At 68.0% G+C, this 17782-nt stretch carries 21 protein-coding genes; 12 read left to right on the top strand and 9 right to left on the bottom strand.

The genetic code is table 11. The features are described from left to right. The first annotated feature begins 5 nt into the window (after positions 1–5). The 5 genes from ACFU5M_RS26650 (at position 6) to ACFU5M_RS26630 (ending at position 4307) form a co-directional block, all read left to right on the top strand. The gene (locus ACFU5M_RS26650) at positions 6–1802 is read left to right on the top strand and encodes an ABC transporter substrate-binding protein/permease (protein ID WP_379053567.1); all 1797 of its coding nucleotides are present in this window, start codon (positions 6–8) and stop codon (positions 1800–1802) included. Beyond that, positions 1803–2528 carry an amino acid ABC transporter ATP-binding protein gene (locus ACFU5M_RS26645; protein WP_379053565.1) on the top strand — a complete coding sequence of 242 codons (726 nt, stop codon included), beginning with the start codon at positions 1803–1805 and terminating at the stop codon, positions 2526–2528. A 108-nt stretch (positions 2529–2636) separates the two neighbouring features. Beyond that, positions 2637–2933, top strand: a complete 297-nt coding sequence (locus ACFU5M_RS26640; RefSeq protein ID WP_379053563.1) for a hypothetical protein — start codon at positions 2637–2639, stop codon at positions 2931–2933. Positions 2934–2965: 32 nt separating this feature from the next. Beyond that, the gene (locus ACFU5M_RS26635) at positions 2966–3805 is read left to right on the top strand and encodes an alpha/beta fold hydrolase (protein WP_379053562.1); all 840 of its coding nucleotides are present in this window, start codon (positions 2966–2968) and stop codon (positions 3803–3805) included. A gap of 97 nt (positions 3806–3902) precedes the next feature. Beyond that, the gene (locus tag ACFU5M_RS26630) at positions 3903–4307 is read left to right on the top strand and encodes a nitroreductase family deazaflavin-dependent oxidoreductase (protein WP_379053561.1); all 405 of its coding nucleotides are present in this window, start codon (positions 3903–3905) and stop codon (positions 4305–4307) included. Positions 4308–4331: 24 nt separating this feature from the next. Here ACFU5M_RS26630 and ACFU5M_RS26625 read toward each other — a convergent pair whose 3' ends face one another. The 5 genes from ACFU5M_RS26625 to ACFU5M_RS26605 all read right to left on the bottom strand — a co-directional run bounded on the left by ACFU5M_RS26625 (position 4332) and on the right by ACFU5M_RS26605 (position 9943). After that, entirely contained in the window at positions 4332–4574 is a 243-nt protein-coding gene (locus ACFU5M_RS26625) for a hypothetical protein (protein WP_379053560.1), read from the bottom strand. A gap of 219 nt (positions 4575–4793) precedes the next feature. Further along, entirely contained in the window at positions 4794–6050 is a 1257-nt protein-coding gene (locus ACFU5M_RS26620) for a CHAT domain-containing protein (RefSeq protein WP_379053558.1), read from the bottom strand. Further along, the gene (locus tag ACFU5M_RS26615; RefSeq protein WP_379053556.1) at positions 6047–7573 is read right to left on the bottom strand and encodes a tetratricopeptide repeat protein; all 1527 of its coding nucleotides are present in this window, start codon (positions 7571–7573) and stop codon (positions 6047–6049) included. Before ACFU5M_RS26615 ends, ACFU5M_RS26620 begins: the two co-directional genes overlap by 4 nt. Before the next feature lies 1 nt (position 7574). Next, complete coding sequence (locus tag ACFU5M_RS26610; RefSeq protein WP_379053554.1) at positions 7575–8594, bottom strand: hypothetical protein; 1020 nt, start codon at positions 8592–8594, stop codon at positions 7575–7577. Then, on the bottom strand, positions 8594–9943 hold the full coding sequence (locus ACFU5M_RS26605; RefSeq protein ID WP_379053589.1) for a hypothetical protein: 1350 nt from the start codon (positions 9941–9943) through the stop codon (positions 8594–8596). Before ACFU5M_RS26605 ends, ACFU5M_RS26610 begins: the two co-directional genes overlap by 1 nt. Positions 9944–10131: 188 nt before the next feature. Between ACFU5M_RS26605 and ACFU5M_RS26600 the strand changes: the two genes are divergently transcribed. After that, on the top strand, positions 10132–10743 hold the full coding sequence (locus ACFU5M_RS26600; RefSeq protein WP_379053552.1) for a hypothetical protein: 612 nt from the start codon (positions 10132–10134) through the stop codon (positions 10741–10743). Positions 10744–10767: 24 nt separating this feature from the next. Here the strand turns inward: ACFU5M_RS26600 and ACFU5M_RS26595 are convergent, their stop codons facing one another. Continuing rightward, positions 10768–11265 carry a MarR family winged helix-turn-helix transcriptional regulator gene (locus ACFU5M_RS26595; RefSeq protein WP_379053550.1) on the bottom strand — a complete coding sequence of 166 codons (498 nt, stop codon included), beginning with the start codon at positions 11263–11265 and terminating at the stop codon, positions 10768–10770. A gap of 118 nt (positions 11266–11383) precedes the next feature. Between ACFU5M_RS26595 and ACFU5M_RS26590 the strand changes: the two genes are divergently transcribed. From ACFU5M_RS26590 to ACFU5M_RS26575, 4 genes are all read left to right on the top strand, one after another. Further along, positions 11384–12328 carry an NADP-dependent oxidoreductase gene (locus tag ACFU5M_RS26590; RefSeq protein ID WP_379053548.1) on the top strand — a complete coding sequence of 315 codons (945 nt, stop codon included), beginning with the start codon at positions 11384–11386 and terminating at the stop codon, positions 12326–12328. A gap of 241 nt (positions 12329–12569) precedes the next feature. Beyond that, positions 12570–13301 carry an alpha/beta hydrolase gene (locus ACFU5M_RS26585; protein ID WP_379053547.1) on the top strand — a complete coding sequence of 244 codons (732 nt, stop codon included), beginning with the start codon at positions 12570–12572 and terminating at the stop codon, positions 13299–13301. Between the two features lie 307 nt (positions 13302–13608). Next, positions 13609–14145 carry a VOC family protein gene (locus ACFU5M_RS26580; RefSeq protein ID WP_379053545.1) on the top strand — a complete coding sequence of 179 codons (537 nt, stop codon included), beginning with the start codon at positions 13609–13611 and terminating at the stop codon, positions 14143–14145. Next, a complete protein-coding gene (locus ACFU5M_RS26575) occupies positions 14138–14941 on the top strand; it encodes a MerR family transcriptional regulator (protein ID WP_379053543.1) in 804 nt (267 codons plus the stop codon). The genes ACFU5M_RS26580 and ACFU5M_RS26575 overlap by 8 nt, the downstream gene beginning before the upstream one ends. Before the next feature lie 70 nt (positions 14942–15011). Here the strand turns inward: ACFU5M_RS26575 and ACFU5M_RS26570 are convergent, their stop codons facing one another. The 3 genes from ACFU5M_RS26570 to ACFU5M_RS26560 form a co-directional block, all read right to left on the bottom strand. Then, positions 15012–15554, bottom strand: a complete 543-nt coding sequence (locus ACFU5M_RS26570; protein WP_379053541.1) for a hypothetical protein — start codon at positions 15552–15554, stop codon at positions 15012–15014. A gap of 85 nt (positions 15555–15639) precedes the next feature. Beyond that, the gene (locus ACFU5M_RS26565; RefSeq protein WP_379053540.1) at positions 15640–15876 is read right to left on the bottom strand and encodes a hypothetical protein; all 237 of its coding nucleotides are present in this window, start codon (positions 15874–15876) and stop codon (positions 15640–15642) included. After that, positions 15866–16348, bottom strand: a complete 483-nt coding sequence (locus ACFU5M_RS26560; protein WP_379053538.1) for a DNA-directed RNA polymerase subunit beta — start codon at positions 16346–16348, stop codon at positions 15866–15868. The genes ACFU5M_RS26565 and ACFU5M_RS26560 overlap by 11 nt, the downstream gene beginning before the upstream one ends. Before the next feature lie 257 nt (positions 16349–16605). Here ACFU5M_RS26560 and ACFU5M_RS26555 point away from each other — a divergent pair, with 257 nt between their 5' ends. Both ACFU5M_RS26555 and ACFU5M_RS26550 read left to right on the top strand, forming a co-directional pair. After that, positions 16606–17487, top strand: a complete 882-nt coding sequence (locus tag ACFU5M_RS26555) for a helix-turn-helix domain-containing protein (protein WP_379053537.1) — start codon at positions 16606–16608, stop codon at positions 17485–17487. After that, the gene (locus ACFU5M_RS26550) at positions 17487–17693 is read left to right on the top strand and encodes a DUF397 domain-containing protein (protein ID WP_379053535.1); all 207 of its coding nucleotides are present in this window, start codon (positions 17487–17489) and stop codon (positions 17691–17693) included. The genes ACFU5M_RS26555 and ACFU5M_RS26550 overlap by 1 nt, the downstream gene beginning before the upstream one ends. The last annotated feature ends 89 nt before the right edge of the window (positions 17694–17782 follow it).

Raw genomic sequence — 17782 nt, 5'->3', positions numbered from 1 at the left:
CCGTCATGGCTGTTCTGCCCGCTGTGCGGTCTCGTGCGTTGATCGCCGTGCTATTGCTCGCCGTCGGTCTCAGCGCGACGGCGTGCGGTTCCGGCTCGGACGACGCGGCCACGGAGCGCAATCTCTGCGCGCCGCCCGGCTTGGCCGCCGCCTCCGCCGCGCCGACCAACTTGGCTTCCTCGGCCGCCGCGGGCAGCGACCGCTACACCACCGCGACCACCGTGCCGCCGGCCGCCATCGATGTCTCGAAGCTCGGTTTGATCACGCCCGGCAAACTCAGCGTCGGCACGCTCTCGGACGCACCGCCGAGCATCTGCGTCGACGGGCAGGGCACGTTCACCGGCTTCGACAACGAACTGCTGAAGGCGATCGGCGCGAAGCTCGGCCTCCAGGTGGAATTCTCCGGCACCGAGTTCGCCGGGTTGCTCGCGCAGGTGTCCGGCGGCCGCTTCGATGTCGGCTCGTCCAACATCACCACCACCGACGCGCGCCGTCAGCTGGTCGGCTTCACCAACGGCTACGACTTCGGCTACTTCTCCCTGGTGGTGCCGAACGGCAGCGCCGTCAAAGGGTTTCCCGACCTGAACCGGAGTACCCGGATCGCCGTGGTGCAGGGCACCGTGCAGGACGAGTTCGTGGTGAACCAGTTGCATCTGGACCCGGTGAAGTTCCCCGACTACAACACCGCCTACGCCAACCTGAAGTCCGGCCAGGTGGACGCGTGGGTCGCTCCGTCCGCTCAAGCGGAGGGCGCTATCGCACCGGGTGATGGCATATCGGTCTCGCAGAACACCTTCAGCCTGGACAACTTCGTCGGATACGCGGTCGCCAAGAACAACCAGCCGCTGATCGACGCGCTCAACAGCGGTCTGGACGCGGTGATCGCGGACGGCACCTACGGCAAGCTCTACACCGACTGGGTGCCCAGGCAGCTGCCCCCGGGTTGGAAGCCCGGCTCCAAAGCCGCGCCCGCGCCGCAACTGCCGGACTTCGCCGCACTGGCCGCAGGCAAGCAAACGGGTGAGACGGAGCAGAACGCGCCGAAATCCACCATGCAGCAGTTGAAGGACACGTTCTTCGACTGGTCGCTGTACCGCAAGGCTTTCCCCGACCTGTTCAAGACCGGCCTGCCCAATACCTTGATCCTCGCGGTGGTCTCGGGTGTGCTCGGCACCGCCCTCGGCATGCTGCTGGCGGTCGCCGGGATCTCGCGGACCCGCTGGTTGCGCTGGCCGGCACGGGTGTACACCGATATCTTCCGTGGCTTGCCCGCCGTCGTGATCATCCTGCTGATCGGTCTCGGCGTCGGCCCGGTGGTGCGCAACCTCACCGGCAACAACCCGTACTGGCTCGGTGCGGTCGCGCTGGCGTTGCTCGCCTCGGCCTACATCGGTGAGATCTTCCGCTCCGGCATCCAATCGGTCGAGGTCGGGCAGCTGGAGGCGGCGCGCGCGATCGGTTTCGGCTACCGCCAGGCGATGACGCTGGTGGTGATCCCGCAAGGCGTGCGCCGGGTGCTGCCCGCGTTGATGAACCAGTTCATCGCCCTGATCAAGGACTCGTCACTGATCTACTTCCTCGGCCTGCTGGCCACTCAGCGCGAGCTGTTCGCCGTCGGCCGCGATCTGAACGCGCAGACCGGGAACCTCTCGCCGCTGGTGGCGGCCGGACTGGTCTATCTGATCCTCACCATCCCGCTCACCCACCTGGTCAACTACATCGACCGCCGGATGCGGACCGGCAGGCCCGACCGGCCGATCGACCAGGTCGAGGCGGCCACGATCACGGAAGGGCGCGGATAGATGAGTGCCTCCCTCACCGGTACCGGATTGCATCTGACGCTGGGGCACAACCATGTGCTGCGCGGGATCGACATCCACGTCGACGCGGGCAAGACCGCCACCGTCATCGGGCCGTCCGGATCGGGCAAATCGACCCTGCTGCGGGTGCTGAACCGGCTCTACGAGCCGGATCGGGGTGATGTGCTGCTGGACGGCGAGTCCGTGCTCACCGAGAACCCGGACCGCTTGCGTCAGCGCATCGGCATGGTGTTCCAGCAGTTCAACCTGTTCCCGCACAAGACGGTCGCGCAGAACGTCGCGCTCGGGCCGCGCAAGCTGCGCGGCCTGTCCAAGGACCAGGCGCGGGCGCTGGCCGTCGAGCAGCTGGAGATCGTCGGCCTCGCGGACAAGGCCGATACCCGTCCCGCCAATCTGTCCGGTGGACAGCAGCAGCGCGTCGCCATCGCGCGGGCGCTGGCGATGCGACCGGAAATCATGTTCTTCGACGAGGCCACCTCGGCGCTGGACCCCGAGCTGGTGAAGGGGGTGCTCGCCTTGATGGCCGACCTCGCCTCCGGCGGCATGTCGATGGTCGTGGTGACCCACGAGATGGGCTTCGCTCGCACCGTCTCCGACAGCGTGGTGTTCATGGACCAAGGGCAGGTCGTGGAGACCGGCACGCCCGACGCCCTGTTCGACGACGCGCAGACGCCGCGTTTGCAGAGATTTCTCGCCCAAGTGCTCTGAGTCGGCACACCGTTCCAGCACACTGGAAGCAATCTCTATTGATGCGCACCTGCTAATGTATTGGTCATCACGATTCCAGCTATCCGCGCCAGGAAAGAGGGAAATTCGATGACCACAGCACACGCGCAGCACACCGGCCACGACCATGTGCACGGCCCGGATTGCGGGCACACCGCGTTCCAGCACGGCGATCACATCGACTACGCCCACGATGGTCATCTGCATCGCGAACACCAGGGGCACTACGACGAATGCGAGCGGTCGGAGCACACCGAGTGTGCCGATCATCCGCATCAGCACGGTCCCAACTGCGGTCACGAGGCCGTCCAGCACGGGGACCACGTCGACTATGTGCACGACGGCCACCGCCACGCCGTCCACGACGGTCACGTCGACGAGCACTGACCGCGTCGGTACCCGGCCCTAGAGTCGGGCAGGTGATCGAAGAACTCGAGATTCGCACCGGAGCGGGAACCTTCGACGTCCTGGCCGCCGGCGCTCCCGGTGACCGGGAGGTGCTGTTGCTGCACGGGTTTCCGCAAGGCGCGCGCGAGTGGGAGTTCCAGCTGGGCGTGCTGGGCGGAGGCGGGTGCCGTGCCGTGGCGCCCGATCAGCGCGGATACTCACCGGGAGTGCGGCCGCAGCGAGCCACCGAATACCGGCTCGAGGAGCTGGTCGGCGACGTCGTCGCCATCGCCGACGCCCTCGGATGGGAGCGCTTCGACCTGATCGGCCACGACTGCGGCGCGCTGGTCGGGTGGGCGGTGGCGGCGCAGCTGCCGCAGCGGGTCCGCACGTTCAGCGCGGTGTCGCAACCACATCCCGCCGCGCTCCGGCAGGCGATGGCCGAGGACGAGGACCAAGCGCAGCGTTCGCACCACCTGACCACGCTGCGCCAGCCGCGTACCGCGGAGCGGACCCTGCTCGCCGACGACTGCGCCGCACTGCGCCGGATCTTCGAGTGGAAGATCCCGGAGGAACGTGCCGAGCAGTACGTGCGCAGGCTGGCGCAACCGGGCGCGCTCACCGCGGCACTGAACTGGTATCGCGCCATGGACCTGGCGGGTCCGATCGGTCCGGCGAGCGTGCCCACCTTGTACGTCTGGGGCACCGAGGACGCGACCGTCGGGTCCACGGCGGCGCTGGCCACCGGGAAATACGTTTCCGGTCCGTACCGATTCGAGATGCTCGAGGACGTCTCGCACTGGATTCCGGAGGAGGCGCCCGAAGCGCTGACCCGGCTGCTGATCCAGCACCTGCTCGACCATCGTGCCTGAATGCGCCGGGGACGCCGCCGATCCCGGCGTTTCGCGGACAGGCGTGCGACGAGACGGAAAGCTGAGCCTCGTCGACCACAGCCAAGGGAGGTGAACCGTGGACGTCAAGGAAGTCAATCAGCGAACCATCGCTCAGTTCCGAGCGGGCGGCGAGATCGACGGCATGCAGCGCGACCGTCTGATCTTGCTGACCACCACCGGCCGCAGGACCGGCGCCCCGTACACCACCCCGTTGATGTACCACCGCGACGGTGACCGGCTGCTGATCGTCGCGTCCAATGTCGGTGCGCCGAAACACCCCGACTGGTATTCGAACCTGCGGGAAGACCCGCACGTCACCGTCGAGGTCGGCCAGGACAGCTATCCGGCGCTGGCCACGCCGCTGACCGGCGACGACCGCGCGCGCACCTGGGCGATGCTGAAGGACACCTACCCGTTCTTCGCCGAACACGAAATGGGCACGTCGCGGGTCATCCCCGTCGTCGCACTCACGCGGGTGTGACGACGCGGCGAAGTGCGGTGCTGCTCAGCGGTGGGCAGGCGTGTCGGCATGGGAAGTCGTCGCGTCGGCTCGCCGGGCCGCGACCAGGTCGAGCAGAGCGGTCAGGTTGTCCGGGTCGGCGGGATCGACGACACCCTCCGGTAGCGCCAGTTCGGTGAGCCGTTGCCCCCGGTGGAAGGCGGCGGGGCGCAGCGGCGGCGCGTCGTCGGGCTGTCCGAGGATGGTGGCGATGTTCCCGTCGTTGTCGTAGACGGCGTAGTAGCGCATTGGTGGGCTCCTCAGAGGCCGGTCGAGGCGGTCATCCGACTGGTGTTGCGACTTCTCCTGATCAGGAATCGTGATGGCTGACGGCGTTGAAGCTTATCCACACGTTCGATGCTCGGTGTCGGTTTGCGCAGGAGTAGCGTTACCCGTTTTCGATCGGATCTCACGGCATCGCCGCACGTAGACCGCTATATGGAGACCGAGTGGCATGGTTTGCCCGGATCAGGCGCACACGGTCGCGAAGGACGCCCAGAGCACCGGGGAATGCTCGATCCGGCCGGTGTCGCGCCAAGCGGCCAACCGGTCGCGCTGCCATCCCGCGAGGGCGGTCACCGGGTCGGATTGTTCGTGCGCCGCGTCGATGGCGCAGACGGCCTCCTGGAGCGGGAGGGCGTGCGCCGGTGCGCCCGCTACGCGCTGGAAGGCGAAATCGGTGGGCAGCGGCCAGCGGCTCGCGGTGACCAGTTCCGCGCCGCCGGTGATCATCGCGGCGGTCAGGCCGAGCGCCTCGCTGAAGCGCAGATCGCCGCCGCTCTCACAGGCGATCAGCGCGACCCGGCTCGGCATCGGCCACAGCCGCGATCCGGCAACGGGATTCGCGTCGATGGTATGTGTGCCGAGCAGCAGGTCCTTGGCCGAGAGCGGCCGGTGCGCGCGGGATGGTTCGGCGAAGCCGATCGCATCGGCGGTGCAGGCGAGGTGCAATTCGGCGTCCTCGCTGCGGCCGGATTCGGGCGCGGCGGCGGTGACGTGCCCGACGTAGATCAAGCGGCTCGCGCCCGCGCGCAGGGCGGCGCCGAGCCAGTCACGGTCGACATCCGTGCGCCGGAAAGCCTCTACCGGGTGCGGCACCGCGGGCCGCAATCGGTCCTCGGCGGCGTAATCGGCGATCCGGCGCGCGAGCGGAGCTTCGGCGGTCATCCGGCCCAGCACCGAGCCGAGCGTCGAATCGGCGCGGAAGCCGGGGATGCGCGGGTCCAGCACCGCGACGACCGGGTTCGCGGCGGTCTCCGTCCAGCTGCGCGCGATCCGTCCCGGCGCCTGCGCCACACTCGCCGCGGCGAGCAGGCTGACGTCGGCGATGTCGATCAGCCGGACATCGCGGTCCGGCGCGACGATTTCCCACGGCACCTGGGCGACCCGCGGTGACGGTTGCAGCCGGATATGCGGTCGGACGCCGCGCTGCCACAGCTCGTAGAGCTGTGCGGCCAAGCCGTAGGGCAGCAGTGCTCGGGAAAGCTCTCGAGCCACGGCGTATTCCCGCTCGTAGTCGGCGAATGCGCCGGTGGTGAGGGCTTGCTCGAGACCGCCGGGTTCGGCGGGCCGGGGAAGCGCGTCGGCGAGCAGCCCGACCGCTCGCATCGCCGCGTCTTCCGGAAGCACTCCCGCGCCGCGAGGCGCACTGTCATCGACCCACCGCCAGGACACGTAGATGTCTCCCGCGTCCGCCATCCGGACGAGCACCGTCGATCGCGTCATACCGTCAGCACCCGATCGTCGCGGATCACCCGGCCGTAGCGCTGCTCCGCGGCGGCGATAAACGGCGCGAGTGCGATCCGTCCTTCGGCGACCAGTGCCAGGCGCGGTGGCGGCGCGACCGGCAGGCCGGCTCCGGCCGCGACCCCGGCCAGGGCGGCGCCCAGTTGCAGGGCGGCGCTGCCGGGATGATCGGTGAAGTCCTCCGGTGGATCCAGCAATTCGAGCGGAAACCGGGTGGGAGTCGCCCGGTCGGCCCGATCGAGCGCCAATGTCGTCCCCGCGCACTGTGTCTCGATCAAGTCGGCGACGAGGGTGCCATTGCCGGAAAGGTAGGCGAAGCGGAACGCCAAACGCATCGCCGGGTCGGCGACCTGCCGGTTCCACTGCTCACGCTGCGTGCCGTTCGGCAATGTGTGGCGTACGGCGTCGATGGCCAGTGCCGCGGGAACGGCGATGCCGACGGCCCGCGTGAGCATCTCCGCGGTGGGTGACTCGGTCGCCTCGATCGCGCCTTCCAGTAGCCTCGCGTGCCAGAAATCGAGCTGGGCGCAGTGCAAGCCGAGGCCACGCTCGGCATAGATCGCGAACGCCGTGGCCAGCAGTTCCGCACACTCGCCGACCCGTCCGGACCGGAAGGCCACGGTGGCCGATCGAATGCGAACGTCCGCGGCGTCGAGAACGGCTTCGGATTCGATGAAGTACGCCAGGCTCCGCTCGTAGAAATCCCGCGCGCCCGCCAGATCGCCACGGCCCTCGGCGAGGAACCCCATCGTTTTGAGGCCGATCCCGGCTCGGTGCCCGAGCCCGGCCTGCTCGAAATACTCCTGACTGGTTCGCAGTGGCGCCTCCGCCTCGTCGTACCGCTCGACGCGGACGAGCATGGTGGCGAGATTCTGCTCGGTTTCCGCGACCGCGTTGCGATCACCCGCGGATTCGAACGCGGCGAGCGCCTGCCGCGCGAAATCGACGGCCAGGTCGCGGCGGCCGGTCTCGAAGTAGGTAGCGGCGAGGTTCATCAGCGGATGGCCGGCCAGCTGCGGCGCGAAACGGCGTGCCGCCGCGAGTGATTCGGTGGCCAGTTCGGCGGCGTAGGCCCAGTTCTGCCGGTGGAGAGCGACGGCGGTCAAGGAGAGCAGGCAGGCCACGCGCAGCACACCCAAGTCGGTGTCGGTGTTGTCCGCGAGCAAGGCCCGAGCCTGCTCCAGCGCCGCCTGCGCCGCGTCGAGCTCGCCCAGATGCTGAAGTGCCTGCGACATGTTGACCAGCGCGTTCGGGCGCAATCGCGGGGCGTCGTCGGGCATCTCGGCCAGTGCCGAGCGGTACAGGGCGAGCGAGGCGGCGTGGTCGCCGAGTTCGTCGGCCATGCTCGCTGCGTTGATGATCGCGCCGAGCCTGATATCGCCGGTAGTTCGCTCGGCGGCGTCTTCGAAGAGGCGTTTGGCCTCGGCCGGATCCCCGCGGGTGTAGGCCGCGGCGCCCGCGGCGAGCAGTTCCCGGCCGTCGTCCGAAGGCTGCTCGGCCATGTCAGAAGTCCGTATCCGACGCCGCGGCTGCTATTTCCGCCAGCAGAGGTTGCTCCACCGGATCACCGGGCGCGTCGTCCGTGCGGCGCAGCCGCGCCGTGACCAGCTCACGGATCAGCGCGCGGCGGGTCGCGGCGTCCGGCTCCTGCTCGTCCACGCCGACGCCGGGCACGTAGACGTGCACGGTCACGCCCCCTTCCGCTCCGGCGGGGGCCGCGGTCTCGGCCCGCCAGAGTTCGCCCTCGCGGAGCAGCGGCACGTCGGCGGCGTCGGTCGCGGTGCGAATCCCGGCCCGAGGATGCAGGTGCGCCGGGGCGTCCGCGGGCGAGAGCGGGGCGGCGACCGCGCGCACCCGCACGACCGTGCTGCCCGCCTCGCGCACCACTTCCCAGGACACGGCACGTTCCGAGGCGTCGAGCAGACCCGGCGGGCAGCGCTGCCAGTCCCAGCCCGCGCTGCCCCTGGCCAAGACGAGAGCGCCGGGCGCGGCGGTCGCTGCGGGTCCGGCGGCCAGCGCGTAGTCCTCCGCGCGCCCGAGCGCCACGGGAGCCGTGCGCTGTTCGGCTACCGCGTCGGCGCCGTCGACGATCAGGTCGCATTCCTCGCTCAGAGCGGCTATTTCGTCCTCGAGCAGGCCCTCGTCCAGTGGGGCGATGCCGTCCAGGATCGACGCGGGCCACCAGCGTGCCGCCCAGCGCGCGTAACCGAGCCGCCAGGCGCGCGCGGCGAGGTCCGGCAGCGCGGGTTCGGCCGGGTATTCCCCTTCGCCGCCGGTTTCCGCGAGGGCGAGGGACACCTCCGGGCCGTACACCGCCCAGATCCACTCCTGCGCGAGGTCGAGGTCGTCGAGGACCGCCGCCGGGGTCACCTGCCCGCTCAGCAGGCTCCAGGTCAGGTGCCCGCCCGCCACCTCGAGTACGAGCACGTCCACCCCGGCCCGGTCGTCCACGACGGTCGGGGCGTCGTCCGGCGCGATGATCCACAGGCTGTCGCGGCGGCGGATGCGTACGGTCGTGCTCATCAGCTCGCCTTCGATTCCGCCGCGTCCGGCTCACCCGCGTTCACCCGCACACTCAGCGCCCGCTTGACCCGCGTGCGATGGTCCAGGATGACCGAACGCGCCACTCCGTCGAGCAGATCCCACAGCTCGTCCGGCTCGTGGATCGCGAACTCCCGAACATCCCTGCCGTGCAGGCGGACCCACAATCGCCGCAGGTAAGGCTGCCACGGTGTGATCAGTTCTGCGGCGATGGCGGCCAACGGGCCGGTGGGCGGTTCGGCGGACACCACCAACCGCCGAGCCTGCAACACATACGCTTCGCGCTGCCAGCGGCTGTTGACCACCTGATGCGCCGTGGAACGTGCTGTGCCCGTCGCTGTTTCGGCCAGACGCAGACGCGGTCGGCCCGTCGGCGGTTCGCGGCGGTGCTCGATGGGCGCCAAGCCGGTCGCCAGCGCGGTTCCCGCCGTCGCCGCCACGCGCAGCGACTCGTCCAGCAGCGCCCACGGTGCGCAACTCCGGGCGATCTCGGCGTCGACCAGTTCGGGGATCGGCGGCAGCTCCGCGCGTTCGGTGGACGCTTGCAACACGGTGAACACCCGCTCGTACACGGTGCGATCGAACGGACGCCCGAGGGTCGATTTCGAGGCCGAAGAGCCGATCGCGGGGCGCAGCGGCACCGGATGCGCGGTCAGTCCCAGTTCCCGAGCGGATGCGTCCTGCCACAGCCGGATTCCCGTGTGCGTACCGGCATGGGCCGCGACCAGTCGGTCCAGGGTCCGCTGCCCGTCGGCGTCCTCGCCGAGCCGGGCCGCCGCACAGGCTTCCAGCAGCTCGTCCACCTCCGCGTCGTGGTCACCGCCCGCGAGGCGGGTGAGCGGACGCCGCCGCCAGGCCAGCTCGAGCAGCCCGGCCAGCTCCCGTTCCCGGGTGTGGTCGGTGAGGTACTCCTTCAGCGCCTGCGTGGTGCGTCCCGCGGTGTACTCGTGGATCTCGCGCAGTGCGTCCTCCGCCACCGCGCGCGCCCGTGCCGGATCCGGCATGCCCGCGGTGGTCGCCAGCTCGAAACAACGCTGGAAGTACAGATCCTGCGGGTGCCCCTCGGTGATCCGCAGCGTCCGCCGCACCTGCTTGAGCACCGTGAACCACGCCGCCGTCGCGCGCAGTGCGTCGGCCGCCGCCTGAACGCGTGCCTCCAGCAGCACCGCTCCGTCGGCCGTCAGGATCGGCCCCGCGCACAACGGATGCTGCACGGGCCGAATCACCAACGGGTCGAGCACAAGCTTCACCGTCCGGCGTAGCGGACCTCCGTGCGGACCGCTGAGCGGTTCGACCCCATCGAGCTTGCGCCACACCTCGTCGAGCACCATGGCGCGCGGTCGTCGCATGCGAGCAGTGTATTTGCCGCGACCTCGTCCCGGCGTGTTCACGGCCCGCGCATGGAAACCGGAGTGCAGTTACTTCGAACTGTGTGTGGCGTACCACACACCATTCGATTCCACGCCTAAGGTCTGACTCGGTCCGCCCATCAGGGGCAGCTGAGTGGAGGGATTCGAAGATGAAGTTCGAGAAGATCACCGCTGCCGTCTTCCTGGCCGTTTCGGCCTTGGGTATCACCGCGGCGACCGCCCATGCGGAGCCGGCCGTGACGGAGCGGCAGACCGCGGGGGTCACGACTTCCGGTGTCGATCACGGGATCGACTACCAGATCACCGTTTCGCCACTCGACAGGGTCGTTACCGCCACCGTCGAGAACGGCGAGTTCGAGCTCGCGCAGAACGGTGCGGTGGTGCTCGAGTCCGATGACGGAGCGGTGGTGACCGAAGTGCCGCGGCGGTTCGCCGTCGACGGCCGTTCGATCGCGGCTGCGCCCCACATCGCTGCGGACGGCCGCACCCTGACGCTGACCCCGGCCCCGACCGCCGAAGATATCGCCCATCTGAAGGACATCAGCTCCTACGACCGGCTCAAGGAGCAGATCAACAAGAACCTGCCCGGCGTCGTCACCGGCGCCATCGTGGGTGGGCTCCTCGGGGCGTGTGTGATCCTGATCTGGGGCGTCAGCATCCCCGTGGGTGCGCTGATCGGCGCGACCGTCGGCGGCTACGCCATGGGTGGCCCGGAGTTCCTCGACGCCGTACAGGCGTTCGTCGCCAACCAGGGCCGGTGAGACAGCGGCCGACTGGGTAGCGCCTTATCGCCGTCGGCGAGGCGCTGCCGAACGAGGTGGCGCCGAACGCATGTGGTCGCGCACCGGCGACAGCAGGTCGGCCAGAGCCTTGGTGTCCTTGCGCGACAGAGACGCGAAGAGTTGCTGGCTGAGGACCTCGGTATGGCCGGGAAGCACCTTCGCGAGCAGCGCCCGCCCGGCATCGGTGATCGTGACCGTAACGCCCCGCTCGTCATCCGCGGAGGGCGTCCGCGTGACCAGGCCTGCCTTTTCGAGCAGACCTGCCTGATAGGTCAACCCGCTGCGGCTGTAGACGACGCCGTCGGCCAGGTCGGTCATGCGTTCACTGCCGGTCGGCGAGTCGAGGCCGAGACGCGCCAAAAGCTGGAACTGCACGTAGCTCAGATCGCCGGCTTCGCGCAGCTGCTGCTCGACCGCGTGCCGAAGCAGGCCCGCCACCTCCATGAGGGCGAAGTACGCGCCCAGCTGGACGGCGTCCAGGGGCCGCGGTGTGTCAGGCATGGCGCGAACTCTACCACTTGCTTCATATTCGAAGCTCTTGCTTCGAGTTCAAAGCACTGCTACGTTGGTTATGTGCTTCGAGTTCGAAGCACATGACCCTCGAGAATGAGGCACCACGATGAAGACAGTTCGATTCCACGAGTACGGCGCCCCCGATGTCCTTCGCTACGAGGAGGTCGACGAGCCCGTCCCCGGTACCGGACAGGTGCGAGTGCGCGTCGCCGCGACGACGTTCAACGGCGTCGACGGCAACATCCGCGCAGGTTTCATGCAGGGCCCGATGCCGCTGACCTTGCCGCATACCCCCGGCGTGGATGTCGCGGGAACCATCGACGCACTCGGCGAGGGCGTCGACGGCCTCGAGATCGGTGACCAGGTCGTCGGCTTCCTGCCGTTCGTCGATGACGGTGCTTCGGCGGAGTACGTCCTCGCGCCCGCGGAGAGCCTGGCAGCGGCGCCGACGAGCATCCCGCTCGCTGACGCGGCCGCGCTGCCCGTGGTCGGTCTCACCGCGTGGCAGGCTCTGTTCGACCACGCCGAGCTGCGGGCCGGGCAGCGGATCCTGATCAGCGGCGCCGGCGGAGCTGTGGGCGGCTACGCGGTACAGCTGGCCAAGGCCACCGGCGCCTATGTGATCGCGACCGGCAGCCCCCGCAGTGGCGAGCACGTCAAGGCAGCGGGCGCCGATGAGGTCATCGACCACACCAGCACCGAGCTGACCACCGCGGTGACCGAGCCGGTCGACATCCTGCTCAACCTCGCGCCGATCAGCCCTGCCGAGTTCACCGCGCTGGCCGGCCTGGTCCGCGATGGCGGCGTCGTGGTCAGTACCACCGTGTGGATGCCCGCTCCGGCCGACGAGGAACGCGGCGTGCGCGCCATCGACGTCTTCGTCCGCGGCGACGCGAAGCAACTGTCGGAATTGGTAGCGCGCGTGGACCGTGGCGAGTTGATCGTCGACGTCACCGAACGTGTCCCGCTGACAGACCTGGCGTCGGTCCACGCCCGGGCGGCCGCGGGGACGCTGTCGGGCAAGGTCATCGTCCTCCCGGCCACCGCCTGACCCAGCCGTCCGCCAGGCGACAGCGATACTCGGCATCCCCGTGGGTGCGCTGATCGGTGGAACCATGGAAAACCTGTTGGCGGACCACGGCGACCACTGCTACCTTTCCGGAAGCCGTGCCAGAGAACGAGGAGGTGGTACCCGTGAACGCAGTTTCGACATGGGTGCTCCCCTCTGGGGTCACGGTCGGGCGATAGGTCGTCCGGGAGCGCCGCTCGAGAGCACTCCCGAAAGGCACGACATGCAATTCATTTCCGAACAGCGTTTCGACGACGGCGTCCTCGAACGCGACTTCACCCTCGGCGAGATCCCCGGCATCCTGTGGACGCCCGGATCCGCATCCGCACCGGCCCCCCTGATCCTGATCGGTCACCCCGGCGGACTGCGCCAGATGTACCCCCGACTGGTGGCCCGGGCCAGGCACTCCGCTGCGGAGGGCTTCGCCGCGGCCACCATCGAGCTCCCCGGCAGCGGTGAGCGGCCCCGTTCGGCCGCCGCCGAACAGGCCCGCGCCGACCTGCGCCGGGCGGTGACGGCAGGCGAGCCGGTCGACGACGAGATAGTCGACCGGCTCGTCCTCCCGCTGGTCGAAAAGGCGGTCCCGGAATGGCGGGCCGCCCTGGACGCCCTGCTTTCGCTGCCCGAGATCGGCGGCCCGGTCGGGTACTCGGGAGGGGTGATCTCCATCGGCGTCCGGCTGGCGGTGGTCGAGCCGCGCATCTCGGCCGCCCTTCTGTTCGCCGGGAGTTACGTGCCCCGCGCCATATTCGAGGAGGCCCGGCAGGTCACCATTCCGCTGCATGTCCTGCTGCAGTGGGACGACGAAGGAAACGACCGGCAGATGGCCTTGGACCTGTTCGACGCCTTCGGCTCCAAGGAGAAGACGCTGCACGCAAATATGGGCGGGCACACCGGCGTCCCGCAATTCGCGGGCGAGGAGGGGAACCGGTTCTTCGTCCGGCATCTGAAGTAGAGCCGGGCCGTCAGGTAGGCATCAAACGATAGACACTGGCGGCCAGGACGCCGCTCATCGAGGACGGGTTCCGGCCCTCTTCGATGGCGGTGTCGGGCGGCGCTCGGCCACCAGGGCTCACCCGCGGTCGTCGCCGCGCGCCTCGGACAGCGCCGAGGAAGGATGAAATCTGCGCCAGAGCTGCGCCTCTCGCGTTCTTATCCTCGTATTGTCCCGAACCACCGGCCGATCAGGAGGTGATCCCACCGTGCCATTTCCTCGATGACGGCTTGACCCTCACGTCGCGTGAGGCTGGAGGGTGGGGTGCATGAGTGACTACTACAACGCGTTCGAGATGAGTCCCGTGCCCGCTCCCGGCCCGGATGCGGTTGCGCCGGAACTGTTCCGTGGCATTTATGGAATGCCCGCGTTCGTGACGATCCCCACGAGCGATTTGGCGGCGTCGGTGGATTTCTGGACTCGTGGGCTCGGATTCTTCGAGCTGTTCAGTATTCCCGGCAGCCTTGTGCATCTGCGCCGATGGGCGTTCCAGGACGTACTACTCATCCCGGCGGAAAGTGTTCCGGAGCAGACACCGGCGATGAGTGTCAGTTTCTCGTGCGTGCTCAGCCAGGTCGATTCGCTTGTCGAGGCCTGCCGTGCGTTGCGCCCGAACTCGGTCGATGGACCACGGGATACTCCCTGGAACACCCGCGATGTGGCGGTGATCACCCCCGAGAACGCGCGGATCGTTTTCACCGCGGCGAAGCCCTTCGATCCGGCCAGTCAGGAGGCGCGGAACCTCGCGGCCATCGGGATCACCCCACCGGGCGTCGGTCGCGGCGACAATGATGAGCATGCCTGATGCCGCTGACGCCGATGGCCTGACCGTTGGTCAGGTCTCGACGCGTCTGGGCGTGACAGTTCGCGCGCTGCACCACTGGGATGAGATCGGTTTGGCGCGACCGTCACTGCGCACGGGTGCCGGATACCGGCTCTACACCGCTGGTGATCTGGAACTCCTGAACCGCATCGTCGTCTACCGCGAGCTCGGTCTCGGCCTGGACAGTATCCGGGCCATCTTGGACGGCTCGGCCGCAGACGTGCCCGGCGCACTGCGCGCGCAGCGCACCCAGGTTGCCGAACGGATCGACCGCCTCCGGCAACTCAGCGCCGGACTGGATCGGATGATCGACGCCCACGAGCGCGGGCTGCTGCTGACCGCGGAGCAGCAGTCCGCGATCTTCGGGCCCCTGTGGAACCCGGACTGGGCCGCTCACGCCCGTCAGCGCTACGGACACACGGCGCAATGGCAGCAGTACGCCGAACGCTCAGCCACCCGCGGTCCGGAGGAATGGCAGGCCATCGCCGACGCCGTTGTCTGCCTCGAACGCGCCCTCGGGGATGCGATGGACGCCGGCGTCACACCCGGTAGCCCGGAAGCGAATGAACTCGTCGAGCGGCACCGCGAAGTTTTCGCTTCGTATTTTCCCCTCACCAGGCAGATGCAGGTCTGTCTCGGACGCATGTACGAGGCCGATCCGGGATTCGCCGCCCACTACGACGGCATCCGCGCCGGGCTTGCCACGTGGATGCGCCGAATCATCGACGCCAGCGCGCGCGCCCACGGCATCGACCCAGATACCGCGACCTGGCAGTAGAGCGCGGGACCCCGGCCGCCCGCCGCTCAGCCGACTGCAACCGACCTCGGACCGGGTACGGCTGGGTTGTTCACGGCCCGTCGTAGAGTCTTTCGTTCGGCAACCGCCGTAAACCGTTCGTGTCGCAGGGGATCACCTCCACGGAGTCGACGAACGGCCGCCGGTGCTGCTCTTGGAGGAACCATAATGCGGATGTGAGGCAGGCGGCGAAGTTCAGCCGGTGCCCGTCGATCACCACCGCCAGACGCACGTCCGGCTGCTCCGGGTGCGGCGACACCTGCTCTCGGGTGTGGTCGAGGACCGGTTGGTGCTCACGCCGCACGGCGGATCTCGTGCGGGCGGCTTGTGTCATCACTCGCTGGGGGAGAACTTCGGAATCGTCTGGGGCACCGCTTGATTTCCTGATCTTGTAAAGCGCCGCTATGAAGGTAGCGCAGGTCATGGGTGGGCAGTCTTGGTGATGGTGGTAGGCCGTGCGCGCGGCCTCGTAGCTCTGCATTGGCCAGTGCGGGTTGTTGTGGTCCAACCACGAGAGCGTCCTGGCGAGGACGTTGGTGTCGTAGCACGGCCCGTTCGACTCGGCGTCGATGTCGGCATCGCCCTCGGCGGCCATTGGTGAACACCTCCCACGAGACGGCGGCGCGGAGCCGCGACAGAACTTCGGTGTTATGTGCGTATTGCTCTGGAGTGACGGCTGTTTACGCCGGAACTAGATCCGTGCGCACCCACCGATCGCGGCGCGGCTCGGTGAGGTCACACAGGCGCTCGATATCGGCATCGGATGGAACCGGACGGCGCGTGGCCAGTTCCAGATAGAGCCTCTCCGCAGGGGTGACGCGGTACTCGAGGATCGCCGTGCTCACGAAGAAACAGATCGCGAGCCACGAGACGACCCCGAAGGCGATGAGCACAGGCAGCATTGCGCTACCGGCCATAGCGCGGAGGCTGGGGAATCACTTCGGACCAAGCCCGTACCGCATCGACGGCAGCAAGACCGGACGGCAGGAAGGCGCTGCGAGCCGGGACGACCCATTGCCGGATGGAGCCGTTCGGGCTAGGGGAGGGGAGCGCGATGACGGCTCCCCCTCGCGCGATACTCACGTCCCTGCGAAACATCTCCGCGAACAGCTTGACGTCGTTGTCTTCGATGTCGGGACGAATGAGGAATGTCCAGCGCCCCGAACGCGGATGTCCGACAATGGGTCCGAGCGCGACGCCACTGCTCTGCATGTGCGCTTTCACCGCCCGCCCCAACCTGCTGGGCATCGACACCGCCCACACCGACCCGGCACGCATGACGATCCGGCCGAGTTCCGGCGGGTCGATCACGGCATTTAAGCCGCAATTCCTGCGATAGAACATGCAGCGGGACAGCGGCGTGTCCCCGAACGCATCCTGCTGGTCCATCAGAGACCTCTGCTCCCATCGAATGACGGATAGGTGTGCGCCCAGCCTCGTGCCCCTGCCGATGTTCGAGTGCGGAGGACTCCTCCACCCCTACCGGGCGCGATACCCACGACATCATGAGCAGGCCAAGATGGCATTGCCAATTCGGATTTCCTGGAAAACTCTCCTGAACATGCAGGACAAGTGCCATGCTGGCAAGTTGGATGTCCAAAATGGCAATAACAGGTTGTCATACCGAACACGCCGGGGAGCACGGAATGGTAGGAAGCACGGCCCGAAAGGCGTTGCCGCGCCGCGCACTGGGCCGGTACCTCCGCGAGCAACGCAACAGCCAGGGCCTCAAACTGGCGGACGTCGCCGGACTCATGGAGTGGAGCATCAGCAAGCTGGGCCGCATCGAACGCGGCGAAGAAGGCAAGCTGCGGAAGGCCGATGTCCAGCAGCTGTGCGAGATCCTGGGCTTCAGCGAGGACCGAACCGCCGTCATGGTCGGACTCGCACAGCAAGCCGATGTGAAGAACTGGTGGCACGCTTTCGGTGATCTCATCCCCGATGGCTTCGTTATGTACGTGGATATGGAGTCGTCCGCCCATGAGATGACGATCTACCGGCCGGACCTGGTTCCAGGTTTGTTGCAGACGGCCGCATACGCCCGCGCACTAGACCGGATCTACTTCCCGCATGATTCCGAAGACGAGCAGGAGCGGCGCATCCGGCTGCGGATCGAACGGCAATCAATCCTCACCAGGAAGACCAAGCCGACCCGCATCGACGTGGTGCTCCACGAGTCGGTGCTGCACACGATCGTCGGCGATCGCGCGACCATGGCTGCGCTGCTGCGTCATCTAGCGGACATGAGCACTCGACCCAACGTGAGCATCCGGGTCTTGCCCTACACCGCTGGCATCCCGATCGGCGTACCTATCGGCCCGTTCGTGATCCTCGACTTCGCGCCGGATATGGATGGCGCTACCGAACCGACTGTGATCTACGTCGAGAACTTCACCGGAGACATGTACCTTGAGCGCGAAGAAGACCTGAACAGTTACCGTGAAGCGTCTGCAACAATCCAACGTGCTGCGTTGGACGCCGTGACTAGCCGGAACATGTTCCGGCGGGTAGCAAGGGAGTTTTCGTAGTGACCGTTGATTTGTCCGGGGCGCGTTGGTTCAAGAGCAGCCGCAGCTCTGGAGGCAAGGAATGCGTTGAGGTGGCGTTTCTTGACGGCGGTCAGGTCGGCGTGCGTGACTCGAAGAATCCCACCGGCCCGGCGCTGGTATTCACTCCCAGCGAGTGGGACGCGTTCACCGCTGGCGTGAGCGACGGCGAGTTCAAGCGCCCGTAGCAGTAAGCAACCACTGCGGCCCGGCCCGCTGCCCTCGAAGGGGCAGGGGCCGGGCCGTTTTCGTCGTATCTGTCGAGTGAATCCAGGGC

Source organism: Nocardia sp. NPDC057455 (assembly GCF_042802775.1).
GTDB lineage: Bacteria > Actinomycetota > Actinomycetes > Mycobacteriales > Mycobacteriaceae > Nocardia.
This window is presented reverse-complemented; position numbering and strand designations above follow the sequence as displayed.

Bases quoted from the DNA above. Each gene is read 5' to 3' on its own strand.
- ACFU5M_RS26565 (WP_379053540.1), bottom strand. From the start codon at position 15,876: ATGGCCGGTAGCGCAATGCTGCCTGTGCTCATCGCCTTCGGGGTCGTC.
- ACFU5M_RS26615 (WP_379053556.1), bottom strand. From the start codon at position 7,573: ATGGCCGAGCAGCCTTCGGACGACGGCCGGGAACTGCTCGCCGCGGGC.
- ACFU5M_RS26625 (WP_379053560.1), bottom strand. From the start codon at position 4,574: ATGCGCTACTACGCCGTCTACGACAACGACGGGAACATCGCCACCATC.
- ACFU5M_RS26610 (WP_379053554.1), bottom strand. From the start codon at position 8,594: ATGAGCACGACCGTACGCATCCGCCGCCGCGACAGCCTGTGGATCATC.
- ACFU5M_RS26620 (WP_379053558.1), bottom strand. From the start codon at position 6,050: ATGACGCGATCGACGGTGCTCGTCCGGATGGCGGACGCGGGAGACATC.
- ACFU5M_RS26580 (WP_379053545.1), top strand. From the start codon at position 13,609: ATGAGTGACTACTACAACGCGTTCGAGATGAGTCCCGTGCCCGCTCCC.
- ACFU5M_RS26560 (WP_379053538.1), bottom strand. From the start codon at position 16,348: ATGGACCAGCAGGATGCGTTCGGGGACACGCCGCTGTCCCGCTGCATG.
- ACFU5M_RS26590 (WP_379053548.1), top strand. From the start codon at position 11,384: ATGAAGACAGTTCGATTCCACGAGTACGGCGCCCCCGATGTCCTTCGC.
- ACFU5M_RS26570 (WP_379053541.1), bottom strand. From the start codon at position 15,554: ATGGCCGCCGAGGGCGATGCCGACATCGACGCCGAGTCGAACGGGCCG.
- ACFU5M_RS26595 (WP_379053550.1), bottom strand. From the start codon at position 11,265: ATGCCTGACACACCGCGGCCCCTGGACGCCGTCCAGCTGGGCGCGTAC.
- ACFU5M_RS26640 (WP_379053563.1), top strand. From the start codon at position 2,637: ATGACCACAGCACACGCGCAGCACACCGGCCACGACCATGTGCACGGC.
- ACFU5M_RS26650 (WP_379053567.1), top strand. From the start codon at position 6: ATGGCTGTTCTGCCCGCTGTGCGGTCTCGTGCGTTGATCGCCGTGCTA.
- ACFU5M_RS26645 (WP_379053565.1), top strand. From the start codon at position 1,803: ATGAGTGCCTCCCTCACCGGTACCGGATTGCATCTGACGCTGGGGCAC.
- ACFU5M_RS26600 (WP_379053552.1), top strand. From the start codon at position 10,132: ATGAAGTTCGAGAAGATCACCGCTGCCGTCTTCCTGGCCGTTTCGGCC.
- ACFU5M_RS26585 (WP_379053547.1), top strand. From the start codon at position 12,570: ATGCAATTCATTTCCGAACAGCGTTTCGACGACGGCGTCCTCGAACGC.
- ACFU5M_RS26555 (WP_379053537.1), top strand. From the start codon at position 16,606: ATGGTAGGAAGCACGGCCCGAAAGGCGTTGCCGCGCCGCGCACTGGGC.
- ACFU5M_RS26605 (WP_379053589.1), bottom strand. From the start codon at position 9,943: ATGGTGCTCGACGAGGTGTGGCGCAAGCTCGATGGGGTCGAACCGCTC.
- ACFU5M_RS26575 (WP_379053543.1), top strand. From the start codon at position 14,138: ATGCCTGATGCCGCTGACGCCGATGGCCTGACCGTTGGTCAGGTCTCG.